Source organism: Clostridium sp. AF12-41 (genome assembly GCF_003461685.1).
GTDB classification, from domain to species: Bacteria; Bacillota; Clostridia; order Lachnospirales; family Lachnospiraceae; genus Otoolea; species Otoolea fessa.
Genome location: NZ_QTXO01000009.1, coordinates 70,228 through 94,591 on the forward strand (window position 1 = coordinate 70,228; position 24,364 = coordinate 94,591).

Consider the following 24,364-nt stretch of genomic DNA (forward strand, 5'->3'; position numbering starts at 1 on the left):
GAGTGGGGTATTCTGCGGGCTTGGTGGAGGGGACAGACATCGATATGGACAGTAAATTTTATGAGCCAGAAGTTCTGAAACAGCTGCAGGGAGAGATTTTGTCGATTTTGGATGATTTTATCCGGATCTGTGAAGACTATCATCTGGAATATTTCGGGATAGCCGGAACGGGAATCGGTGCGCTGCGGCACAAGGGATTTATTCCCTGGGACGATGATATCGATATTGCGATGCCGCGGCGGGATTTTGAGCACCTGCTCCGGATCGTGGAAAAGAAGATGAGCGACCGGTATCTGGTTCTCAATGCGGAGCGATATCCCAATTATCCGCTGATGACGACCCGTCTGGTAAAGAAGGGGACGGTGTTTGTCGAGGAGGTTATGAAGGATGTGGACTGTCCGTTCGGTATCTTTCTGGATCTGTATGTGCTTGACAATGTGGCGGACAACCCGGTTCTATATCAGATTCAGTCGTGGACGGCATGGTTCTGGAGTAAGCTGATGATTCTGCGGGCGATTCCGCGCCCGACGCTGCAGCAGCGGGGCATCAAGGCGAAGCTTATCTGGGCGGTCTGCGGGATGGTCTACAAGGCGATGAAGCTGCTCCATATCTCGCCTCAGTGGCTGCGGATGCGCTGTGAGCGGGTCTGCCGTAAATACAATAAATACCGGACACGCCGGATGGCATTTCTGCCGGACACAAGCCCATACTGGAATGTCGTGGACCGGACACGCTGTTATCCGCTCCGGAAGCTGGAATTTGAGGGCAGACGCATGAATTTTCCGGGAAATATCGAGGAAATGCTGACAAATATGTACGGCGATTTCATGCAGCTTCCGCCGGTTGAGAAGCGTAAAACACACACACCGAGCCGGCTGGAATTTTCAAAGGAAGAGATACTGTAGTGATAAAATATTTAGCGAACGCCCTGATTGGTGGAGACGGGCAGATTGAAAAACGAAATATGAGCTGGAATATGATAGGGAGCTTTCTCTATGCGCTGGCGTCCATGGTGCTGACGATCGCGGTCATCCAGATTGTCGGCGAGGATGAGGGCGGTATCTTCTCCTTTGCGTATTCTACATTTGGTCAGCATATGTTTATGGTGGCCTATTTTGGCATCCGCCCGTTCCAGATCACGGATACGAGGCGGCGGTTTACGTTTGGCGAATATCTGCGGCTGCGCCTGATGACCTGTGGTGCGGCACTGGTGGCCGGGCTTTTTTATGTGACGGTGATCAACCGGGACTATGCCTTTGTCAAGGCGGCGACGGTATTTTTGATGGTAGCGTACAAGGTGATCGATGGTTTCGCGGACGCTTATGAGGCAGAATTTCAGCGTGACGGACGCCTGTATCTGACGGGCAAATCAAACGCATTCCGGACGGTTTTATCAGTCGGTGTCTTTTTGGGCTGTTTGAATGCGACCCATAACCTGGTCGGCTCCTGCCTGGCGGCAGTACTGGCGCAGCTGGCGGGCGTGTGCCTGTTTGATTTTTCGGTAATCGGTCATCTGCCGCAGGTGGACTGGGAGGTCCGCTCCGGACGTGTCGGGCTGTTGTTTAAAGAAAATGTAGTCCTGTTTTTATCGGTTATCCTGGATTTTTATATTTTTTCTGCCGCGAAATATGCGATCGAGGGCAATATGGCGGACAAGTATCAGGCGGTATTCGGTGCGATCTTCATGCCGACCAGCGTCATCAATCTGGTGGCAGGCTTCGTCATCCGCCCGTATATCACGAAACTCTCGGATCAGTGGGAGCGGAATGTGCTCCCGGAATTTGCCGGGACGATAGGACGGCTGGCGGCAATCATCGCGGCGCTTACGGTGCTGGCAGTCGGGGGTGCTTGGATTCTCGGAATTCCGATTCTCTCAATATTATATCCGAAAATTGCGTACATGCTGCGGGAATGCCGTCTGGCGCTGGTGTTTATCATTCTAGGCGGCGCGTTCAATGCGTATGTGAATCTGTTTTATTATGCACTCATCATTATGCAGGAGCAGAAACGTATTTTTCTGGGTTATGTCGGTGTGACGGCAGCGGCGCTCCTTATTTCTTCGCCCTGCGTACGCGCGGCAGGACTACTGGGCGGAGCGCTTTCGTATCTGCTTTTGATGGCGGCACTGACTGCCTGCTTTGGACTGACGTCGCTTGTGATGTACCGGAGACGGGTACGCGGGATATAGAACTTGTTTAGAATGTACTCTCGGAGTCTTTCTGCACTTGCTTTTGTGGCTGATTTTCCGCCAGCCGCACCCGAATTTCATCAACGTACGCACCGCGTACGCCTCAGAAATTTGGGCACAACTGACAAAAAATCATCTCACAAAATCGAGCACAGAAAGATTTCGAGAGTACATTAGATAGATTTGGAGGAAATGTATGATTAATTTTGCGGTAGGACCGGTTCAGATGGACGAGGAAATCCGGGCGATCGGGGCGGAAGAAGTACCATATTTCCGCACACCGGAATTTTCTGCAATTATGAAGGAAAATGAGCGCCTGATGAAGCAGTTCACCGGGGCGCCCGAGGATGCACGGGCGGTTTTTCTGACAGGTTCGGGCACGGCGGCGATGGAAGCGGCAGTCATGAACCTTTTTACAGAGCGCGACCGCGTGCTGGTCGTAAACGGCGGCAGTTTTGGCGCGCGGTTTGCGAAAATTTGTGATATCCATGAAGTTCCTCACGAGGAGATCCGGCTGGAGAGCGGACGGGCACTTCGGGCAGAAGACCTGGCACCGTATGAGGGAAAAGGATTTACCGGATTTTTAGTCAATGTCCATGAGACTTCCACGGGCGTTCTCTATGATATGGAGCTGATTTCTGACTTTTGCAGACGAAACCAGCTGATTCTGGCGGTTGACGCGGTCAGCTCGTTTCTTGCCGATCCATTTTGGATGGGAAAATGGGGCGTTGATCTGGTGCTGACCGGTTCTCAGAAAGCGCTGGCACTTCCGCCGGGACTCTCAATTCTGGTGCTGGGGGCGCGTGCGATCGCGAGAGTGCAGGAGACGGCGGTCCGCTCGATGTATTTTGATCTGCGCGACTACCTGAAAAATGGCGAGCGGGGGCAGACGCCGTTTACACCAGCGGTCGGAGTGCTTTTACAGCTTCATAAACGGCTGACGATGATCGAGGAAAAAGGGCTTGCGGCAGAACAGGCACGGATCCGCTGTCAGGCGGAGGATTTCCGAAGCAAAATAAAAGATCTTCCGTTTGAGATCGTTTCCAATTCTCTCTCGGCGGCATTGACGCCGCTTCACCCGACGGGCGTGGACAAAGAGGGGAAAGCGGTCTCAGCGCATCGGATTTTTGAGATTTTGAAGGATGAATACGGCATCTGGATCTGCCCGAACGGCGGCGCGCTTGCCGACACGGTGTTCCGTGTCGGTCATATCGGCGCATTGACGCCGGAAGATAATGACAGCCTGATTGCGGCGTGGAAAGATATGCAAAGGAGGGGACTTCTGTGAAAGTATTGATTCTGGCAGCGGGACGGGGAACCCGGATCTCGCGTTATCTGTCGGGAAAACCAAAATGTACGGTGGATATCGGCGGCGGGCAATGCCTGATCGAGTACACGATTGACCTGCTTCATTCCCGCGGCATCCAGGATATCGGCATCGTGCTGGGCTATGAGGCGCAGGTGATCCGCGAGGTCTTGGCAGACAAGGGAGTTTCCTTTTTCTACAACCCGTTTTATGATGTGACAAACAGCATCGCGTCTGCATGGTTTGCGAAGGAGTTCCTGACAGGGGACGATCTGCTGATCATGAACGGTGATGTATACCTGGAGGAAAAATTGCTTGACCGGATCCTCGCGCAGGGCAGGAGCCCGGTGATGTTTGCGGACGAGAGCCGCCGGGAGACAGCGGATTATAAGTTCTTCTATGAAGATGGAATTTTGAAAAAATATGGAAAAGAGCTGACCGGGGATGATGTGACGGGCGAGTACATCGGAATCGGACGGTTTTCAGCGGCATTTATGCCGGAATTTATCTGCCGGATGGAGGAGATGATCGACCGCCAGGAGCACGGCGTCTGGTGGGAAAATGTTGTTTACAGCATGACCGGGCAGCAGCCGGTCTATGTCGAGGACGTCAGCGGGCATTTCTGGGCGGAGGTTGATTATATTGAGGATTATGAGCGCATCCTGGAACACAGGGGCGTGGAGAAGATAGTGCGCTAGAGCGCTTGATTTGAAAGACAAAACACGGTTCACGGGTAGGCGCTTTTGGAACCGAAAGTGCCGTAAGAAAACGTGGTGGCAGCAGAAATTTACCGAATTTAAACGGGAAAAATAAGGGAGAAGTACAGATGCAGTTTAACAGGCATTTTATCAATCGAATAGAGAAAAAAGATGTGCTGCGGCTGCTTCTGGCGCTTGTGGCAGTCTTTGTGATCGGTGTTCTGGGCGAGTTTGTCTGCAATTTCCCGGCGCTCCGGGCAAATGGATGGACGCGGCAGGCGACGCGGACGATCGCTCTGGACGAGGTGCAGGTGAGCGGATTTGAGCGGGTAGAGACAGAAAAAACAGAGGTGCTGCAGCTTTCGGATGCAAGCGGTTATCTCCATATTCCGCTGGACGGCAGCTATGTCAGCCAGTTTCTTTACCATTATGATTACGATGGTCTGTTAAATGCTACCGTCCGCCTCGGTTACCGCAACATCTACGGCGAGCAGCGGGAGCACAACGCAAAGATGGTCGTGGACCGCAACTGCCGGGTGCTGAAATTTTCTTCGGTTCCGGTGAATGGGAAGCTGGACTACGTGGATCTTCTGATTACGCGGGAGGATCTAGACGAAGAAGGGCTTTCCTACATGAATTTTGGCGGGATGCCGCTTGCACTGACCGGGTTTGCGACGGTGGCGCGGGCAGGTATCAACTGGTACCGGCTGGGACTTTTCTGGTGTGCGGCGGCGGTTTTGATCGCACTTCTCTGTTTCCGGGATTTCGTGACAAAGTGCATCGAGGTTGGATTTCTGCTGATCTCCCTGACGTTTGGAACAATATTTTCACTGTCGCTCCCGGCAAATAAGGTGAGCTGGGATGAGGAAGTGCATTTCGCGCAGGCGTTCTGGATGGCAAATTACCGGACGCCGGTGCAGGCGGATCCGGCGCTTTTACAGGAGTTTACGGCGGGCGTAGATACCTGGCCGTACAACCAGCCGGAAAACCAGGACGAGCAGGCGGCGCTCACTTCGTATCTGAATCAGAATGCGGGTTACCGGCACGGTGAACATCTCTGGAGTACGGATCTCAACAAAACGACGATGACCGGATATGTGGGCTCGGCGCTGGTGCTGAAAGCGGGCGGGCTGCTTCATATCCCATTTGGAATCCTGTATAAGCTGGGGCGGCTGGGAAATCTCTATGTCTATGTGGCAGTTTTGTATTTTGCCATCAAAAAAACACCGGTCGGCAAGGCAATCCTGGCATTTCTGGCGCTGATGCCTGAGCCGATGATGCTGGCGGGGGCATATTCCTATGACCCGACCGTCACGGCATTTTTGTGGCTGTCCTTCGCGGGCATTCTGGAAGCGGCGCTTGGCGGGCGGAAAATGGACTGGAAATCGTATGCGCTCATCGTGCTTACCTTTGTCTGGGGCTGCCGCGTCAAGGCGGTATATGCGCCGCTAATTCTTCTGGGACTGATGATTCCGGCAGAAAAGTTCCGTTCTAAACGGGAAATGTACCTGATGAAGGGTGGATTTATCGTGATCTGCGGTCTGATGATGTTATCCTTCATCCTGCCGGTTCTGATCGCGCCGCGCGATATCGGGGATACGAGAGGCGACAGCACCAGCGAGAAAGGGCAGATGGCGTACATTCTGGGACAGCCGCTTGCCTACGCGTGGGTGCTGATCTGCAACCTGTTCCGGACGCTTCCGTCCTATGTGCTGGGCGAAAATTCGCTGGGGCTTCTGGGACACACGGGAACGATGTCATTTCCGTGGGCGCTGTACGCCGGTTCGGCGGCAGTTATCCTCACAGCCGGGCAGTCGTCCTGTGGAAAACGTCTGTCAAAAAAACAGAAGCTGTGGATATTTATACTCTGCGCGGGAACGGCAGTGCTGGTCTGGACTTCGATGTACATTGCATTCACCAGACCGGGTAATACCTATATCGACGGCGTACAGGGGCGCTATTACCTGCCATTTTTGCCGCTTGTCTGGCTGGTTTTAAACCCGGAGCGGGTGATGGTGCGGATAGAGAATAAAAATTATCATGCGCTGGTGCTGGGAGCGGCGGCGCTGATTCTGGCGGCGACGGTTTATCTGGATATCTGGATGAGGTTCTGTCAGTAAGAGCGATATAAGCCGGAACCACGGCATGAAAAACGGGAGAGAAGGGGAAACGAGATGCAGCAGGAAATCATTCATACATTTGCGGTCTGTGCATACAAGGATTCGCCGTATCTGGAAGAATGTCTGCGTTCGGTGACGAGCCAGACGGTCAAATCGGAGGTGATCTGCTGTACCTCGACGCCGAGCAGCTATGTCCGGGAGCTGACAGCGCGGTATCAGGTGCCGCTCTATGTGCGGGACGGGGCGAGCAATATCCGTGAGGACTGGATGTTTGCCTATGGAAAAGCGCAGGGGCGTTTTGTCACGATCGCGCATCAGGACGACCGATACCGCAGCGATTATGCCGAAAAGCTTTTAAAAGCCTGGAAGAAATATCCGGATCTGCTGCTGTTTACGAGCGATTATCTCACGATCCGCATGACGGAGAAAGAGGGGGAAATGAAAGCCATTCCGGAGCCATTTAACATGGTCTGGCTGGTAAAAAAGATACTGCGCCTGCCGCTGCGGCTTCGTTTCCTGGCAAACCGCACATGGATCAAGCGGAGCAGTGTCTGGTTTGGCAATTCAATCTGCTGTCCGTCCTGCACGTACAATAAAGAACAGATTGGGGACGATATGTTCCATTCGGAGTATGATTTTGCGCTGGACTGGGACAACCTTTACGAGCTGGCGGGCAAAAAAGGGCGTTTTATCTGTTCGGAAAAACCGCTGATTGCCTACCGCGTTCATGCGGCGGCGACGACGAAAGCCTGCATCGAGGACAACCGGCGCCCGGCGGATGAGATGGCGATGTTCCGGAAAATGTGGCCGGACTGGATGGTAAAGATTCTGATGCATTTTTACAGAAAAGCCTATAAGGAGTACGAAAAATGAGAAAAGCCGATGTGATTATACCTACGTTCAAACCGGGGGATAAGCTGGAAAAACTTCTGCGGCGGCTGTTGGAACAGAGTGTGCCGGTGGGCCGTGTGATCATCATGAATACGGAAGAAAAGTACTGGGATGCTGAGCGGTTTGAGTCCTTATTTGAGGGGGAAGATACAAAGCTGACCGTGTGCCATATCCGCCAGTCGGAATTTGACCATGGAAGGACGCGCCATGAGGGAATTTTGAAATCAGATGCGGATGTCTGCATCTGCATGACGCACGACTGCGTGCCGTATGACCGGAATCTGGTGAAAGAGCTTCTGGAGGCGCTGGATGCTTCGGAACGTGTGGCGGCAGCATATGCGAGACAGCTTCCGGCGGCGGACTGCGGTGTGATTGAACGGTATACGAGGGACTTTAATTATCCGGCGGTGAGCCGTCTGAAAGGGAAAGAGGACGAGGACGAGCTGGGAATCAAGACGTATTTCTGTTCCAATGTCTGCGCGGCATACCGGCGGGATATTTACCTGAAGCTTGGCGGATTTACGAAGAAAACCATTTTCAACGAGGATATGATTTTTGCCGGACACGCGGTGGAAGCCGGGTATCAGATTGCCTACGCGGCGGACGCGCAGGTCATCCATTCCCACAATTATACGGCGATGCAGCAGCTGCACCGGAATTTCGACCTCGGCGTATCGCAGGCGGATCACCCCGAGGTGTTTGGGCGACTTCATTCGGAGGGCGAGGGAATCCGTCTGGTGAAGAAAACAGCGAAATGGCTGGTGGAAAATGGCCACGCGCTTCTTCTGCCGCAGCTTGTGATGGCGAGCGGAAGCAAATATGCCGGATACTGGCTGGGAAAGCATTATAAAAAGCTGCCGGAGGGGCTGATTCGAAGCCTGACGATGAATCCGGCATACTGGGAAGGAGAAGCGGGCGATGGAAGATAAGGCGTTATTGTCCACAGAAGAAGCTTCTGGGGCGGAAAAAGCCGAACTTTTGATAGTCATACCGGCGTACAACGAAGCCGAAAATATAGAGCGGGTTGTGAACCATCTGACTGCCAATTTTCCGCAGTATGATTATGTGGTCGTCAATGACGGATCGCGCGATGAGACGGCGGCGATCTGCCAGAGAAATGGATATAATCTGTTGAACCTTCCGGTCAATCTGGGACTGGCGGGGGCATTTCAGGCGGGACTTAAATATGCCGACAAGTACGGATATCAATATGCGGTCCAGCTCGATGGAGACGGACAGCACCGTCCGGAGTATCTGGAATCCATGATCAAGAAAATGGAAGAAGGTTACGATATCGTCATCGGTTCCCGATTTGTCGGGGAGAAAAAGCCATTTACGATGCGGATGCTTGGAAGTAATCTGATCGAGATGGCGATCCGCTTCACAACTGGTGTCAATATCAAGGATCCGACCTCGGGAATGCGGATGTTCAGCAAGCGCATGATCTGCGAATTTGCATCGGGGCTTAACTACGGTCCGGAGCCGGACACCGTTTCCTACCTGATCCGCCAGGGCGCGCGGGTGGCGGAGGTGCCGGTCATCATGGATGAACGGATTCTGGGAGTCAGTTACCTGACACCGGTCAATGCGATGCGGTATATGCTTAAAATGCTGATTTCGATTCTGTTAATCCAGAATTTCAGAAAGAGGAGGTAGCGCCATGACGCCAACACTCAGAGTTGTCCTGATCGTCGTGTCGATCCTGACAACCTTTATGATTATGCGGAAGATCCGGCAGTCAAAACTCCAGATCGAGGATTCGATTTTCTGGCTGGGATTCTCGTCCATTCTCATTGTGTTCAGTATCTTTCCGGGGCTGCCGGATCTTTTGGCGGAGCTGGCGGGAACGTACACGACTGCCAATTTTATCTATCTGGCGGTTATTTTCCTCCTGATTGTGAAAATGTTCCATATGTCGATCAAACAGTCGCAGCTGGAGACGAAGGTCAAGGATCTGGCGCAGAAGATTGCGCTGGATGAAAATGAGCGGGGGAAAGAGGCACAAACATCTGTAAAAAAGGTTGTCAGCCAGAAAAACGAATGATATAGTTAAAGATGGCACAGCCGAAAAGGATGATGCCAGTTACGTATTGAAAAATGAATTGAAATATCTGCATAAGAAGGAGATAGAAAAATGGGAAAGATTAAAGTAACACCATGTGACATCAAGGGACTTTATGTAATCGAACCGACTGTTTTCAAGGACGAGCGCGGTTATTTTATGGAGACATACAATCAGAACGATTTCCATGAGGCGGGACTCGACATGGTATTTGTACAGGACAACCAGTCTATGTCTGTCAAGGGCGTTCTGCGCGGACTTCATTACCAGAAACAGTATCCGCAGGGCAAGCTGGTGCGTGCTGTGCGCGGTACCGTATTTGATGTGGCGGTAGACCTTCGTACCGGTTCTGAGACCTACGGAAAATGGTTTGGCGTGGTTCTTTCCGCGGAGAACAAGAAGCAGTTCTACATTCCGGAAGGATTTGCACACGGCTTCCTGGTACTGTCCGATGAGGCAGAATTTGCATACAAATGTACCGATTTTTATCATCCTGGCGATGAGGGCGGTATGGCATGGAACGATCCGGAGATTGGCGTTGAGTGGCCGATCGAGGAAGGCATGGAGTTGATTATTTCGGAGAAAGACCAGAAATGGGGCGGCTTCCGGGATGCATTCAAATTTTAAGAATGGAGTTAGGATAGAATGCGGGAACTGATTTCCCTGTTTCGGGAACTGATAGGAAAAAGAAAATTGGTCACCGAGCTTGCCAAGGCGGATTTCCGCAAGCGCTTTGTCGGCTCGTACTTTGGAATTGTCTGGATGTTTATTCAGCCGATGGTTACGATCGCGATCTATGCGTTCATCTTCGGTGAACATGGCATGAAAAATGCGCCGCCGGTTCCGGGGGCGACCTATGTCATCTGGCTGACGCCGGGTATCATCCCGTGGTTTTATTTCAGCGAGATTTTAAATACGGGCACAAACTGCCTGCAGGAGTACCATTATCTGGTTAAAAAGGTAGTATTCCAGGTGGAGATGCTTCCGGTTATCAAGCTTATCTCCTGTTTCCTGGTACATGCCTGCTTCCTGATCATTATGGCGGGGCTGTACCTGATTGACGGGCGTATGCCGTCTGCAACCTGGATTCAGGTGTTATACTATTCCTTTGCGGCGTCGATGCTTGGACTGGCGTTTACCTATTTTACCAGCGCCGTGCAGGTATTCTTTAAAGATATGGCGCAGATCGTCGGCATCTGCCTCCAGTTCGGCATGTGGCTGACCCCGATCATGTACGACGAGGCAATCTTTACCAGCCGCGCATCCTGGCTGGAGTGGGTATTCAAGCTTAACCCATTCTACTACATCGCCGCAGGCTACCGCGACAGCATGCTTACGGGAAGCTGGTTCTTCGAGCGGCCGACGATGACGATTTATTTCTGGGTGGTAACATTTATTTTGATGATAATAGGACTGAAGGTATTCAAAAAACTTCGTCCCCATTTCTCAGACGTACTGTAGAAGGGAAGGGAGCTGCTGTAGATGGTGTTGATGGCTATTAGATTATCGAGATGCGAACAACGATAATCTGAAAAGCTGCCAGTGCCGCCTCCGGCAGCTCCCTTCTGCGACAACTTATCAATAGGAGTTTACATAAAATGGTTTTCAGCTCAATCATCTTCCTATGGGTTCTTCTCCCCTGCATCCTGCTCCTCTACTACGTGAGCCCCAAACCGTTCAAAAACTGCATCCTGACCGTATTCAGCCTCTTTTTCTATGCCTGGGGCGAACCGCGGTATGTGGTGCTCATGATTTCTTCGGTTTTGCTCAACTACGGTTTCGGGCGTCTGGTGGAGAAATTCGGGAAAAAGAGATGGCTTTTGGCGCTCTGCGTGACGCTCAATCTTCTGATCCTCGGCTATTTTAAATATTACAATTTCCTCGCCGAGGTGCTGAATCCGCTGCTTCGCGGGTTTGATATAGCGCTTCCGGCGATTCAGGTGACGCTGCCGATCGGAATTTCCTTCTATACCTTCCAGGCGCTTTCCTACGTGGTGGATGTGTACCGGGGCGAAAATCAGGCACAGAAAAATCCGCTCAACATGATGCTTTATATTTCCTTCTTCCCGCAGCTCATAGCGGGACCGATCGTGAAATACCATGACATCGAGGAGCAGATCGAAAACCGGACCGTCACGCTGGAGGGCTTTTCTTACGGCGTGAAACGCTTTATTTTCGGTCTGGGAAAGAAGGTAATCCTGGCAAATACCTTTGCCGAGGTGGTGGACGCGGTCTACGCGTATCAGGCGGCGGATGTGAGCCAGGCGATGCTCTGGCTGACGGCGCTTCTCTATATGCTGCAGATTTATTTCGATTTTTCCGGCTATTCGGACATGGCGATTGGGCTTGGAAAAATGTTTGGCTTTACATTTATTGAAAACTTCCGGCTGCCGTACACAGCGACTTCGATCCAGGATTTCTGGCGGAAATGGCATATTTCTCTCTCCAGCTGGTTTAAAGAGTACGTGTACATTCCGCTCGGCGGAAACAGGAGGGGCACGGCGCGGACGTATGTCAACCTTTGGACGGTCTTTCTGCTGACCGGCATCTGGCACGGAGCGGGCTGGACGTTCATTTTCTGGGGCATTTACCATGGCTTTTTCAACGTGCTGGAGCGCTGTTTTCTGGGAAAATGGCTGAAGCAGGAGAAATTCCGGCCGTTGGCGCACATCTATGCGGTGTTTGTCGTGCTGATCGGCTGGATTTTCTTCCGCGCGGACACGATCGGGCAGGCATTTTCCTTTATCCGGTATATGTTTGTGCCGCACAGTGCAGTCGTTTTGATGGAACGCTACATGAACCGGAAACTCTGGGTGTTTCTGGCGGCGGCGCTGCTGGCATGCGGTCCGGTGCAGTGGTTCTGGATGAAATGGAAAGGGCGCGTGCTGGCGCAGGATGGATCGGTGACGGTCACAAGCTGGATCGGCTACATGGCGATCCTGTGGTTTTCCATTTTGCTGCTCGTCAACAATACATACAATCCATTTATTTATTTCCGTTTTTAAAAGCGGTGTAGAAAGCATGCTTGCCTGTGCAATGAGAACATAAAAATGAAAGCATGGGCGGCAGGGCGTGAAAGTACAGAAAGATGGATTCATGCAGGGAGAAGAAAACGAGAGATATGAATCGAGAGACAGGGACAAAAATACTTCTGATTGGTTCCTTTGCGGCGAGCCTGGTGCTGCCGACGCTTGTCTATCCGGCGGTCAGGAGCCATCTGGACCAGCAGAATTATGAAAACAGGGAATTGGCATCCTTTCCGGAACTGTCGGCTGCCAATTTTGACAATATTCCGACGGAATTTGAAGCGTATTACAACGACCATGTTCCGTTTAAAAATCTGTTTGTCAAGGCGAAGACAAAGCTGGATCTGGAGCTTTTAAATGAAAGCTCGATTTCGGATGTGACGGTCGGAAAAGAAAACTGGCTGTTTTACACCGTTTCGGAGGACGGCGAGGATGCGCTGGCGGATTATCAGCGGACAAATCTCTATACGGCGGATGAGAAAACAGCGCTGGCGGACGCGATTACCTCGGTAAACGAGAAAATGAAAGAGCGCGGCATCCGGTTTGTGATGTTTGAGGCACCCAACAAGGAAAGTGTCTATGCGGAATATATGCCGGATTCGGTCCGGGTATACGGAAGTGAGTCGCGTCTGGATGCGGCGCTCCCGGAGCTTGCGGCGCAGGGACTTCCGGTGTATGACATGAAGCCGGAGCTTCTGAAAGAGGCGGACACGTATCAGCTTTATTACAAATATGATACGCACTGGAACCAGATCGGCTCTTTTATCGGAAGCCAGCAGATTGCACAGACTTTGCTTGGAACCTCGACACCGCTCAGTGCAGTCTCGATTGAGGCGGCAGGACCGGCGTCCGGAGACCTGGCGCGGATGCTTAACATGGCAGCAGAGTACAGCGACGATACCGAATATGTGATTCAGAATTATCTGCCGGAGGTGACGGCTACGACGGTGGATATGAACGAGGACAACAGCTTTGCAGTGTTTGAGTCGGATTCGCCGAATGATAAAACACTTCTGGTGGTAGGCGATTCCTTTAGCCAGAACCTTAAATATTTTATGCCGAAGCTGTACCGGAAAACGGTGTTTGCGACCTTTGACACGTACACGGAGGCGCTTCTGGATGAGTACCAGCCGGATGATTTTGTCTATCTGACGGTCGAGCGCAACCAGGAGCTGTTTGAGGATGTGGAGACGGTTGTCTGGCGGGATGAGGTGCCGGAGAAGGACGGGTAAGGTGCCGGATGTCCGGGCGGAAGGGGGCTGCAAAGTTTTTTTAAAACTAAATAAAAAGAATCACTCGTAAAGTGCTAGTTCGGGTGATTCTTTTTTTATGCCTCTTGATTCCATATTTTGTTGCGCGAGGGTTATTATAAAAAAATGGAAGAGGATGTAAAGAGGGAAATTTTGAAAAGCGAAGGTAGAAGGCTTGAAAATCAGGGGTGGATAGATTAAAATAAATGGATAATATATTATACAAAACAAATAAAAAATAGCATTAATAGATAATATATTATCCATGATTTAAATGGAAAAAATTAAAATAGAATTTCCCCAAAGTTTGTGTTTATGGGATAATAAAGGAGAAAGGATAGGGCGGATGGAGACAGGAAAGAAACTTCAGGTTATGTATGAAGACAGACTGGTAGGAACTCTTGCATTAACAGCGAATCACAAGGTGGCATTTGAGTATGATGATGCATGGCTGGAAGAGGGATTTTCGATCAGTCCGTTTTCACTGCCTTTGAAAAAGCAGGTGTTTATTCCAAATAAGGATTATTTTGAAGGTTTGTTTGGGGTGTTTGCGGATAGCCTGCCAGATGCGTGGGGGCGCCTGCTTTTGCGGCGTCTTTTGCTGGCGCATAAGCAGCAGCCAGACGATTGGACAGTGTTAGACCGGCTGGCGGTTGTGGGAAGATCTGGGATGGGGGCGTTGACCTATCGTCCGCAGCGGGAACTTTCGGTTGAGGAGAAAAATGATAATCTGGACGAACTTGCGGAGGCCTGCCAGAAAATATTAAATACCGAATACTCGGACAAACTGGATGAACTGTACCGGCTGGGCGGTACAAGCGGAGGTGCGCGCCCGAAAATCATGACGCAGATTCAGGGAGAGGACTGGCTGATTAAATTTCCGGCACATATAGATGGAAAAGATGAAGGGAAGATGGAGTATGACTATGCGTGCTGTGCAAAACAGTGCGGAATTGTCATGAGTGAATCGAGATTGTTTCCCTCAAGGCGATGCAAAGGATATTTTGGAACCAGACGATTTGATCGGGAAATAGAAAATGGGATGGTAAAGCGGGTTCATATGCTGACGGCAGCGGCGTTATTAGAACTGGATTTTGAACAGCCAAGTCTGGATTACCATCAATTGATGAAATTAACGAAAATATTGACGAACGAGAAGGCAGAAGATATAGAAAACATGTTCCGCCGTATGTGTTTTAATGTGTTTGCCCACAACCGGGATGATCATTCAAAGAATTTTACTTATATATATCGGGAGGAGGAAGAGCAATGGCGCCTGGGACCAGCGTATGATCTGACGTACAGCAACACATATTATGGGGAACATACGACCAGCGTAGATGGCAATGGACGAAATCCGGGTGAGAAGGAGCTGCTTGCAGTTGGGCTTGCAGCCGGAATGAAAAAAACGAGATGCATGGAAATGATAAAACAGATTCGTACATGTGTGCAGGACATGTTAGGTCAGTATCTTTAGAGAGGCAGGAGAGCAATATGGAAGCACTTATCTGGGAAACTGCAGATGAACTGGATCAGAAACTGGCATCACGGCTGCGTAACATCCGGAAACGCCGCGCTATTTCACAGCAGAGACTGGCGGACATGAGTGGGGTGAGTTATGGCTCAATTAAGCGATTTGAGGCGACGGGGCAGATTTCCCTTTTGTCACTCACAAAAATCGCGATGGCACTGGATTTGGCGGAAGAGCTGCGGGGGCTTTTTACGCGGGTTCCGTACAAAAATATTGAGGAGGTAATCCGCGAATCCCGTTAAGCCACCGTTCACGCATTGTGTAGGCAGCGCCCATCCGCGTAGCCCTGCCAGAACCGTTCGCAGGCGACCGCGCGAGACGCCCGAATGAGCCAAGGTACATTCTTTTTTAGGCGGGATGCACAAATACGCAAATCGCCGCCGGACGTTTTTGTTTATATTTCAAATATGGATGTTTTTGTAACTTTTGTACATAGTCAGGGTGTCAAAATTGGTACTTATTACATATATTAACTTATGTTTATATAATTGCAAATAACTTATAAGTTTATACCACTTCCGGGGATGGTACTTTTTGTTTGACAGTGTTATATTATTGCCATCGAAAGAAACAAGAGATTTTCACAGACGGATATCGTAATAGTATCATAAGAATATTGCAATGGATTTCCGCCTATCATATGAAAAAATATAATTTTATTTGATGGAGGTAATTATCATGATGAAAGCAACAAGAACATTCAATAACGGTTTATATCAGGAGAATTTATATCAGGCATATTACAACACACCAGCAGAAAAGCATGTAGTTTCCGAGTCCTTAGAGCAGGAAGCAATGCCGGTACTGGTACATCGTTTAGCTGCACAGTTAGGTTATACCGAGTCTGAGGCAGAAGTAGAAAAAGAGTTTCTGTGCGAAATGTAATGGATAATCTGCTCGCAAGCTTATAACCATCCGGCAGAATTGGATGAGTTACCACCAACCTAAAGCATTTACGACAGAACAAGGCTTCTGAAGCCAGAAAAAGAAAACCGTCTGAGAAAGAATGAAAGATTCTTTTACAGACGGTTTTCTTTTTTTACCGAATCGCGTTTTTCATGGATTTCACGTATTCTGCCACATATGGCACACAGTCTTTTCCATACTGCCCGCAGAACCCGGTATGTGTCGAAGAGGCTGCCCTCTGCGGCGGCGGTCATCGGATTGGAGAGAACCACCTGGAAAATATCGCCCTCATGGATGTAATGTCTGGCTTTCTCAACCATTGCCCCGTATTCCTCTTTCGAAAAAGCAGGAGCCAGCTCTTCTTTGAGCTTTAATGGCCGGAAAACCGCTTTGGCGCCGCTTTGCAGCAGGGAGACAATCTCGTTTAAGCTCTCTTCTGCCTGCCGGTGCGGATTTTTAAGACGCCGTTTTGGCAGGTCAGCTTCATCGCCGGGGAGTAGCCTAAAAGGGAGTAGCGTCCCCATTTCTGGTTTTCCTCGGCGCTTTCAAGCAGATAGCAGTGATGGCTGGCAGCGCGCAGCGTCCGCAGCACCTCCACCGGGGTAAAAGCGTCTGCGTAGAGTTCACGGGAAATTTGTTTGAATGAAAGATGGATTTCAGAACAACAAAAAACCCGCCCATGACAGATCTTTTAAGAATCTGTCAAGGACGGGTAACTATCATATGTAATTCTTTGGAAGAATGTCCCGGATTTGCCAGCAGCAAAATAGCAAAGAAAGTGATCATTTCCGATGCTAGGAAAGACAACCAGACGCCGTTCAGCCCAAACAGGCGCGCCAGTGTGACAGCGCAAGGGATGATAGCGACGGCCCCGCGCAGCAGAGAACCGGCGATGGCTGGTTTTGGCTGCGCGACGGCGGAAAAATAGGCAACCAGCAGGATGTTGATGCCAGCAAAGAGAAAGCCCAGGAAATACAGCCGGAGCCCGCTGTGGGCGTAATGCAGAAGTTCGGCGTTCTGCTCCTGGTTGAAGATCTGGATCAGTGGATCGGTCATGCTCCAGGTCAGCACCAGAATGAGCGCTTCCACGATCAGGCAGGCGATGACGCCCCAGGTCAGGAACTGGCGGCTCTGCGTGTGATCGCCTTTTCCGTAGCTTTCGCTGATGAGCGGCTGCGTGCCCTGCGCGAGTCCGTTGAACAGGCACATGGCAACGACGGAGAGATTGGCAGTGACGCCGTAAGCGGCGACACCGACATTTCCGGCGAGTCCCAGAAGCAGGAAATTAAAGACGATCGCGATCACGGCGGAGGATATTTCGCCGACAAAGGCGGATACGCCGAGCTGGCAGCAGGCGATCAGGTGGCGCAGGGATGGAGCGCGAAAACGGAATCCGACCTGATTGTGTTTTCCCAGGTAGTGCGTGCCGCAGATGATCATCGTCACTAGCGGGCAGAATGCTGTCGCCAGCGCCGCGCCGGTCAGTCCCAGACCTGCCGGAAACATGAAGATGTAGTCAAACACGATGTTGAACATACTTCCGGCGATGGAGCCGAGCATCGCGATCGCCGGAGCGCTGTCATTGCGCGCAAACGCCGTGAATGCGTAGTTGGACATAAAAAAAGGCGAGGCAGCCAGAATAATGCGGAGATACTGCTTTCCGAGCGCGGTCAGCCCCGCGTCTGCGCCGAGAAGCTGCAAGATTTTATCCGGGATGAAAATGCCTGCCAGCACCAGCGGAATGCTGATGAGAATATCCCAGGTTACGGCGGAGAGAAAATAGAAGCTGGCGTTTTTGCCCTGCGCACGGTCGATTGCATAACGGGTCGCCGATCCGATCCCGATCATTGCTCCAATCGCATAGATCAGTCCGTAAACCGGTAAAATCAGATTTAAGACCGCCAGACCATCTGCACCGGAGTAGACCGAGATAAAATAGGTGTCTGCGAGGATGTAGACGGAAATTCCCAGCATGCCCGCCATGCTTTGGAAAATGTATTTAAAAAATTTCTGTAACATAAAAAATCTCCCTTGTATGTATTCTCATAAACGGTAACGACCATTGTACCGAAGAATGGAAATAAATACAAGGGAGAATGTGTTTTTTTACAGCTTCTTGGCCCGCTCTTTAATATTCTGATGGAAGTTGATGATGTCATGCTCATACTCCTCATCCATCAGCGGCGAGGTAATCATAAAATCGGCAGTCGCTTTATTGTTGGCGATCGGGATATCGTAAACCTGGGCGATTCGAAGAAGCGCCTTGACATCCGGATCGTGCGGCTGGGCGGTCAGGGGATCGGAGAAGAAGATGATAAAATCAACCTGTCCCTCGACGACTTTTGCACCGATCTGCTGGTCGCCGCCCAGAGGACCGCTGTTATAGCCCTTGACCGGAAGCCCGGTATATTCCGTAATCATGCGGGCGGTTGTGCCGGTTCCGCATAAGAAATGTTTTTTGAGGATCTCTTTGTTCGCCTCACACCAGTCGATGAGTTCACGTTTTTTATTGTCGTGTGCGATGAGTGCAATATTTTTTTGTTTTCGAATTGTCATTGTTAAAAAATCCATAGAATCATCCTCCTTTGCCATGATTTTTGCATAGCATCTGGATATTGTCAAGAAAATACAAAACATTTCACAAAAAAATACGAATGTTTTTCGTGAGTACATAGAAAGAGGTGTGTTTTTCTGCGTACAGGAATTGCAAGAAACATAGAAAACATGCTATACTACGAGAATAGTGGAACAGGAGGAACGAAAAAGATATATGTCTGCTGAAAATACAACAAACACAGGGGCACAAGAGGCGGAGAACGCAGAGAAGTACGCGGTCGAAGTGAAAAATGTGACCAAGATATACAGGCTGTATGATAAACCGATCGACCGGCTGAAAGAATCGCTGAGCGTCAGCCATAAAGAATACCACAAGGATTTCTACGCGTTGAGCGATCTTTCCTTTACGGTTGAAAAAGGTCAGACGGTCGGCATCATCGGTACGAATGGTTCGGGTAAATCGACGATCCTTAAGATCATTACCGGCGTTCTCACGCCGACGACCGGCGAGGTGACGGTGCGCGGCAAAATTTCGGCGCTGCTGGAGCTGGGAGCCGGATTTAACCAGGACTACACCGGTATCGAAAATATCTATATGAACGGTACTATGATGGGATATACCAAAAAAGAGATGGATGCAAAGCTGCCGGAGATTCTCGATTTTGCCGAGATTGGCGATTTCGTCTATCAGCCGGTCAAGACGTACTCGAGCGGTATGTTCGTGCGTCTGGCATTTGCGCTTGCGATCAACGTCGAGCCGGAGATCCTGATCGTTGATGAGGCGCTCTCGGTCGGGGATGTCTTTTTCCAGTCCAAGTGCTACCGCCGCATGGAGGAGATCCGCAAAAACGGCACGACGATCATCATGGTAACCCATGATATGGGAAGTATCATCAAATACTGCGATAAGGTAGTGCTGCTCAATAAGGGAGAATTTATCGCACAGGGTTCGGCGGGCAAGATGGTCGATCTCTACAAAAAGATTCTGGCAGGACAGATGGACGCGCTGCGCGCCGAGCTGGAAGTGATGAACGATTTTTCCGGGGACAAGGTAGTAAAAGCGGAGAAAGCAGGAGCCGGAAGTGCGGAGAATGGTGCATCTGGAAATGAGGCTGGAAATAACGATGCCGGAAATATAAACGGCTCCGGGGCAGTGGATGGCACCGCAGAAAATGGAGTCGCTTCAGCATCGGACGGCACCGGAAATCCGGCTGCTTTGAACGGAGAAACGGCGAAAAAGCCGGGCTTAATGCGCGACAAGCTGACGATCAACGCAAACCGCGAGGAGTACGGCGACGGAAGGGCGCAGATCTTCGATCTGGGACTGGTGGACGCGCGCGGCAATATCACTAACCTGCTCTTAAAAGGCGAAGAGTTTACCATCCGCGAGCGCATCCGTTTCAATGCACCGATTCAGGCACCGATCTTTACTTATACGATCAAGGATAAGAAAGGAACCGACCTGACCGGCACGAACACCCTGTTTGAGGGAACGGATGTCCATCCGGTCAAGGAGGGCGATATTTACGATGTCGCGTTTACGCAGAAGATGACTCTGCAGGGCGGCGAATACCTGCTGTCCATGAGCTGTACCGGATTTGAAGGCGGCGAGCACGTGGTGTACCACCGTCTCTACGATGTGGCAAATATTACCGTTATTTCTAATAAGAACACGGTCGGTGTCTACGACATGGAGCCGGATGTAGCGGTCAGGTTATCGCCGGCCGGAGAGGCAGCGAAGCAGGCGGAGTCGCTTAGTGCGGATGAGGCGGCACAGGAAGATCTGCAGGCATGATAAAAGGAGAAATAAGATGAAAAAAATCAATCAGGAGCTGATTGCTCTGTTTGATAAATACGGCAGTGACCGGCGCCAGGCGCTGCGGGAAAATAAGAAGCTTTCCTATCTGTACGCACTGGCAGATTTGCGGGAAAACCTGTTGGACTGGTGCCAATTTGACCCGGAACAGCAGGCGCTGCAGATCGGGGCGGACGCGGGCGCGCTGACAGGGCTGCTTGCCAGGCGTTTATCGTCGGTAACGGTGCTGGATGCTTCCGAAGAAAATCTGGAGGTAGTACGCCGCCGCTTCCAGACAGAGCCCGAGCTGGCGGCGAAGATCCGCTATGTCTGTGCGGATGTGGAGACGTATGCGATGAAAGCGGAAAAGCGTGGCGGGACATATGGATATGTAATGCTGATCGGGGGGTTGACGGCGGCAGATAAAGCGGGACGCGCGGCACAGATGACAGCCGCAAAACAGCTTCTTTCTGCTCATGGAACCTTGATTGCGGCGGCTTCCAACTGGTTTGGCGTGAAATACATGGCAGGCGCAGAGCGGGAGACGGGCGCACTTTCCTGGAACGAAATGAAGCAGCTGCTTCCGGGCGGGGAATTTTACTATCCGATGCCGGATTACCGGACGGCGGGAGAGATTTTTTCAGATGCCTATCTGCCGAAAAAAGGCGATCTGACCGGTGTGTTACCGGTCTATGACTGTCCGCAGTATATGCTGATGGATATGGGGGCGGCGCTCGATGCAGCCTGCGAAGACGGACGGTTCCCGGAATTTGCGAATGCATTTCTGGTTTTTTGGCAGAGACAGGCTGCGCCGGAAGCTGAGAATGCTTCACAGGACGTTATCTATGTGAAATACAACCGCACCCGCGAAGACCGCTTCCAGATCCGGACAGAGATCCGTGAAAAGAATGGAACCCGCGAGGTCTGGAAGACGGCGCTCTATCCGGAGGGAAAGGCGCACATCCAGTCCTTCGAAGAAAAATATCAGGTGCTTGACCGTCAGAATCCGTCCCTGAAACTGGCAAAACCGGAGCTTCAGGACGAGGGAATGACAGCGGTATTTCCGTATTTAGAGGGAAAAACGCGGGCGGAACTTCTGGGAGAAATTCTGACTGCCCAGGGCGCGGATGCGGAGGTTTCCGCGATCCGGGCTGCGATGGATGAGATCTACAGCATCCGCCCGGAGGAACGCAAACCATTTGCGGTGACACCGGAATTTATCAAGGTATTTAATGCGCTGGGCGAGCTGGATTCCTATCGGGATAAAGAGACAGAAAATGGCGGCGGATGGGCTTCTTTAGGGGCAGTTCTTGCGGACGAGAGCTGCAGCGCCTCCAACATTGACGCCCTTTTTGAAAATATGCTGGTGACGGCGGACGGAACTTATGCGATCGACTATGAGTGGGTCTTCTTATTCCCGGTTCCGGCTGGCTTTGTGAAATACAGGACACTGGTTTATTTCTACCGCCGTTATAAGAGTCTGTTGGGCGGTCAGGCCGAGCGGGAATTTATCGGACAGTTCCCGGAGTATGTGAAGGCGGATGAGAAGCTGCTTTCGCTTTACGAGGCGATGGAACGCGGCTTCCAGGAGTACGTGCACGGGGAAAACCAGCGCACTTACCAGGAAGATTACATGGTAAAGACGAAGACATTAGCCGATCTTTCCCATGTGGACGGAGAACTTGCAAGGGCAAACGAACGTCTGGATGCGCTCCGGGCAGAAAATTCGGAAAAAGATACGGCACTCCGCAAAGTGCAGGAGGTACAGCGCCTGACGAATAACCACGTGGCGAATCTGGACGTTATCATTTCTGATCTGCGCCATGAAAATGCAGAGCTTGGCAAGACGCTGACCTACTTAAATGGTCATGAGGCGGTCATTTTCAAGGTGCGCCGCAAGCTCGGACAGGCATTTAACCGGTGCTATCCAAAGGGCACGGTACGCCGCAAGAAGCTCGGCTACTGGAAACGGACGATTCTCCATCCGGGTAAAATGATGAAGATGTACACCACAGAGGAAGGAAAGAACCTTATCAAAGGTGATTTTGAGATCGGTGAGGAGTATCTGACCTACGGAAAAATCCACCTTCCGAAGGAAGAGAATCCGACGGTTTCCATCGTAATTCCGGTATACAACCAGATTCACTATACCTATCTGTGCCTGCAGTCGATTCTGGAGCATACGAAGGATGTGAGTTATGAGGTTATCATCGCAGATGACGTTTCAACCGATGCCACCGAGCATCTGGCGGAGTTTGCCGATAACCTGGTGATCTGCCGCAATCAGACCAATCAGGGATTCTTGCGCAACTGCAACCAGGCGGCGAAGGCGGCGCGCGGCAAATATGTGATGTTTTTAAACAACGATACCCAGGTAACAGAAGGCTGGCTCAGCTCCCTGGTAAATCTCATTGAATCTGACTCCACCATCGGTATGGTAGGATCTAAGCTGGTATATCCGGATGGACGTTTACAGGAGGCAGGCGGCATCATCTGGAGCGATGGTTCCGGCTGGAATTACGGCCGCCTCGACGATCCGGACAAGGCAGAATATAACTACGTCAAGGATGTAGACTATATTTCCGGCGCAGCGATCCTTTTATCCACCGCACTCTGGAAGCAGATCGGCGGTTTCGACGAGCGGTTTGCCCCGGCGTACTGCGAAGATTCGGATCTGGCATTTGAGGTGCGGAAAGCGGGCTACCGCGTCGTTTACCAGCCAAAATCCAAGGTCATCCATTTCGAAGGCATTTCCAACGGAACGGATGTCAACGGAACCGGTCTGAAACGGTATCAGGTGGAAAACAGCGAGAAACTCAAAGAAAAATGGAAAGAAGAGTTCAAGAATCAGTGCGTCAACAACGGCAATCCGAATCCATTCCGCGCACGCGAGCGCAGCATGGGCAAAAAGATCATTGTCGTGATCGATCACTATGTGCCGACCTTTGACAAAGACGCCGGTTCCAAGACAACGTTCCAGTACCTGAAAATGTTCCTGAAAAAGGGGTATGTTGTTAAATTTATCGGAGATAATTACCTCCATGAGGAACCGTATACGTCTACGCTGCAGCAGATGGGAATCGAGGTCCTCTACGGACAGGAATACCTGACCGGTATCTGGGACTGGCTGGTGAAAAATGGAAAAGATATCCACGTGGCATATCTGAACCGTCCGCATATCGCGACAAAATATGTGGATTTTATCAAAGAACACACGGATATCAAGATGATTTATTACGGTCACGACCTTCATTTTATGCGTGAGTTCCGCGAGTATGAGCTGACCGGCGATGTGAAGAAGCGTCAGGAATCCGAATATTGGAAATCGATCGAGTTTTCACTCTTCCACAAAGTGGCGGTGTCCTACTATCCGTCCTACGTTGAGGAAGAGGCGATCCACGCCGTTGATGAGACGATTCCGGTCAAGGCGATCACGGCATATGTCTATGAGGAGTTTTTACAGAATCTGAACAAAGACTTCGCCAAACGGGAAGGACTTCTGTTTGTCGGCGGCTTTGCGCATCCGCCGAACGCAGACGCGGTGCTCTGGTTCGCGAAAGAAGTATTCCCGAAGATCCGGGAACAGATCAAGGTCAACTTCTACATCGTCGGTTCCAAAGTGACCGACGAGATCAAAGCGCTGGAACAGCCTGGAAATGGCATCATCGTCAAAGGCTTTGTAAGTGAAGAAGAACTGGCAGACCTGTACCGGAACTGCCGGATTGTAGTGGTACCGCTCCGCTACGGCGCAGGGGTTAAGGGCAAGGTGGTAGAAGCTATCTATAACGGTGCCCCCATCGTCACCACCTCCGTCGGCAGCGAGGGAATCCCGGATGTAGAAAAAGTTCTCCTCGTCAAGGATCAGCCGGACGAATTTGCCGAGACAGTCGTAGAACTCTACAAAGACGAAAAACGCCTGGAAGACCTGGCAGAGAAAACGCAGGTTTATATCCGCGAGCATTTCAGTATTGATGCGGCTTGGGATGTGATTAAGGAAGATTTTGAATAAAAAATAGTAAAAGATAGAAAATTATA

Annotated in this window: 22 protein-coding genes; 18 read left to right on the forward strand and 4 right to left on the reverse strand. The window is 50.9% G+C overall.

Annotation, left to right across the window (positions count from 1 at the left end):
* Positions 1 to 44 precede the first annotated feature (44 nt).
* The 16 genes from DWV73_RS12230 to DWV73_RS12305 all read left to right on the forward strand — a co-directional run bounded on the left by DWV73_RS12230 (position 45) and on the right by DWV73_RS12305 (position 15,957).
* Positions 45 to 905: a LicD family protein gene (locus tag DWV73_RS12230; protein WP_022360039.1), complete on the forward strand. Its 861-nt coding sequence runs from the start codon at positions 45 to 47 to the stop codon at positions 903 to 905.
* Positions 905 to 2,188: a lipopolysaccharide biosynthesis protein gene (locus DWV73_RS12235; RefSeq protein WP_333549871.1), complete on the forward strand. Its 1,284-nt coding sequence runs from the start codon at positions 905 to 907 to the stop codon at positions 2,186 to 2,188. Before DWV73_RS12230 ends, DWV73_RS12235 begins: the two co-directional genes overlap by 1 nt.
* A gap of 196 nt (positions 2,189 to 2,384) precedes the next feature.
* Positions 2,385 to 3,476: an aminotransferase class V-fold PLP-dependent enzyme gene (locus tag DWV73_RS12240; protein ID WP_117796851.1), complete on the forward strand. Its 1,092-nt coding sequence runs from the start codon at positions 2,385 to 2,387 to the stop codon at positions 3,474 to 3,476.
* A complete protein-coding gene (locus DWV73_RS12245; protein WP_022360042.1) occupies positions 3,473 to 4,192 on the forward strand; it encodes a phosphocholine cytidylyltransferase family protein in 720 nt (239 codons plus the stop codon). Before DWV73_RS12240 ends, DWV73_RS12245 begins: the two co-directional genes overlap by 4 nt.
* Positions 4,193 to 4,320: 128 nt before the next feature.
* Positions 4,321 to 6,312 (forward strand): DUF2142 domain-containing protein, encoded by a 1,992-nt coding sequence (locus DWV73_RS12250; protein WP_117796852.1) that lies wholly within the window; start codon positions 4,321 to 4,323, stop codon positions 6,310 to 6,312.
* 54 nt (positions 6,313 to 6,366) lie between these two features.
* Entirely contained in the window at positions 6,367 to 7,185 is an 819-nt protein-coding gene (locus DWV73_RS12255; protein WP_117796853.1) for a glycosyltransferase family A protein, read from the forward strand.
* Positions 7,182 to 8,132 carry a glycosyltransferase gene (locus DWV73_RS12260; RefSeq protein WP_117796854.1) on the forward strand — a complete coding sequence of 317 codons (951 nt, stop codon included), beginning with the start codon at positions 7,182 to 7,184 and terminating at the stop codon, positions 8,130 to 8,132. Before DWV73_RS12255 ends, DWV73_RS12260 begins: the two co-directional genes overlap by 4 nt.
* Positions 8,122 to 8,859 (forward strand): glycosyltransferase family 2 protein, encoded by a 738-nt coding sequence (locus DWV73_RS12265; RefSeq protein WP_117796855.1) that lies wholly within the window; start codon positions 8,122 to 8,124, stop codon positions 8,857 to 8,859. Before DWV73_RS12260 ends, DWV73_RS12265 begins: the two co-directional genes overlap by 11 nt.
* A 4-nt stretch (positions 8,860 to 8,863) precedes the next feature.
* The gene (locus DWV73_RS12270) at positions 8,864 to 9,247 is read left to right on the forward strand and encodes a DUF2304 domain-containing protein (RefSeq protein ID WP_107000709.1); all 384 of its coding nucleotides are present in this window, start codon (positions 8,864 to 8,866) and stop codon (positions 9,245 to 9,247) included.
* A 90-nt stretch (positions 9,248 to 9,337) separates the two neighbouring features.
* Positions 9,338 to 9,892 (forward strand): dTDP-4-dehydrorhamnose 3,5-epimerase, encoded by a 555-nt coding sequence (gene rfbC / locus DWV73_RS12275; protein ID WP_022360048.1) that lies wholly within the window; start codon positions 9,338 to 9,340, stop codon positions 9,890 to 9,892.
* A gap of 18 nt (positions 9,893 to 9,910) precedes the next feature.
* Positions 9,911 to 10,726 (forward strand): ABC transporter permease, encoded by an 816-nt coding sequence (locus DWV73_RS12280; RefSeq protein WP_117796856.1) that lies wholly within the window; start codon positions 9,911 to 9,913, stop codon positions 10,724 to 10,726.
* A gap of 137 nt (positions 10,727 to 10,863) precedes the next feature.
* Positions 10,864 to 12,270 carry an MBOAT family O-acyltransferase gene (locus DWV73_RS12285; RefSeq protein WP_117796857.1) on the forward strand — a complete coding sequence of 469 codons (1,407 nt, stop codon included), beginning with the start codon at positions 10,864 to 10,866 and terminating at the stop codon, positions 12,268 to 12,270.
* 116 nt (positions 12,271 to 12,386) lie between these two features.
* Positions 12,387 to 13,523, forward strand: coding sequence for a hypothetical protein (locus DWV73_RS12290; RefSeq protein ID WP_181357195.1), 1,137 nt, complete (start codon positions 12,387 to 12,389; stop codon positions 13,521 to 13,523).
* 364 nt (positions 13,524 to 13,887) lie between these two features.
* Entirely contained in the window at positions 13,888 to 15,018 is a 1,131-nt protein-coding gene (locus tag DWV73_RS12295; RefSeq protein ID WP_117796858.1) for a type II toxin-antitoxin system HipA family toxin, read from the forward strand.
* A 17-nt stretch (positions 15,019 to 15,035) separates the two neighbouring features.
* A complete protein-coding gene (locus DWV73_RS12300) occupies positions 15,036 to 15,314 on the forward strand; it encodes a helix-turn-helix transcriptional regulator (RefSeq protein WP_107000705.1) in 279 nt (92 codons plus the stop codon).
* A gap of 436 nt (positions 15,315 to 15,750) precedes the next feature.
* Positions 15,751 to 15,957 carry a hypothetical protein gene (locus DWV73_RS12305; RefSeq protein ID WP_107000704.1) on the forward strand — a complete coding sequence of 69 codons (207 nt, stop codon included), beginning with the start codon at positions 15,751 to 15,753 and terminating at the stop codon, positions 15,955 to 15,957.
* A 134-nt stretch (positions 15,958 to 16,091) separates the two neighbouring features.
* Here DWV73_RS12305 and DWV73_RS13180 read toward each other — a convergent pair whose 3' ends face one another.
* From DWV73_RS13180 to DWV73_RS12320, 4 genes are all read right to left on the reverse strand, one after another.
* Complete coding sequence (locus DWV73_RS13180) at positions 16,092 to 16,298, reverse strand: hypothetical protein (protein ID WP_333549870.1); 207 nt, start codon at positions 16,296 to 16,298, stop codon at positions 16,092 to 16,094.
* Between the two features lie 104 nt (positions 16,299 to 16,402).
* Entirely contained in the window at positions 16,403 to 16,576 is a 174-nt protein-coding gene (locus DWV73_RS13185) for a hypothetical protein (protein WP_347472261.1), read from the reverse strand.
* Between the two features lie 104 nt (positions 16,577 to 16,680).
* Positions 16,681 to 17,997, reverse strand: coding sequence for an MATE family efflux transporter (locus DWV73_RS12315; RefSeq protein ID WP_117796859.1), 1,317 nt, complete (start codon positions 17,995 to 17,997; stop codon positions 16,681 to 16,683).
* A gap of 87 nt (positions 17,998 to 18,084) precedes the next feature.
* A complete protein-coding gene (locus DWV73_RS12320) occupies positions 18,085 to 18,549 on the reverse strand; it encodes a methylglyoxal synthase (protein WP_117796860.1) in 465 nt (154 codons plus the stop codon).
* A 199-nt stretch (positions 18,550 to 18,748) separates the two neighbouring features.
* On the opposite strand from DWV73_RS12320, the gene DWV73_RS12325 reads away from it, so the two are divergent.
* Both DWV73_RS12325 and DWV73_RS12330 read left to right on the forward strand, forming a co-directional pair.
* Positions 18,749 to 20,329, forward strand: coding sequence for an ABC transporter ATP-binding protein (locus tag DWV73_RS12325; protein ID WP_117796861.1), 1,581 nt, complete (start codon positions 18,749 to 18,751; stop codon positions 20,327 to 20,329).
* A 16-nt stretch (positions 20,330 to 20,345) separates the two neighbouring features.
* Positions 20,346 to 24,338 (forward strand): glycosyltransferase, encoded by a 3,993-nt coding sequence (locus DWV73_RS12330; RefSeq protein WP_117796862.1) that lies wholly within the window; start codon positions 20,346 to 20,348, stop codon positions 24,336 to 24,338.
* The last annotated feature ends 26 nt before the right edge of the window (positions 24,339 to 24,364 follow it).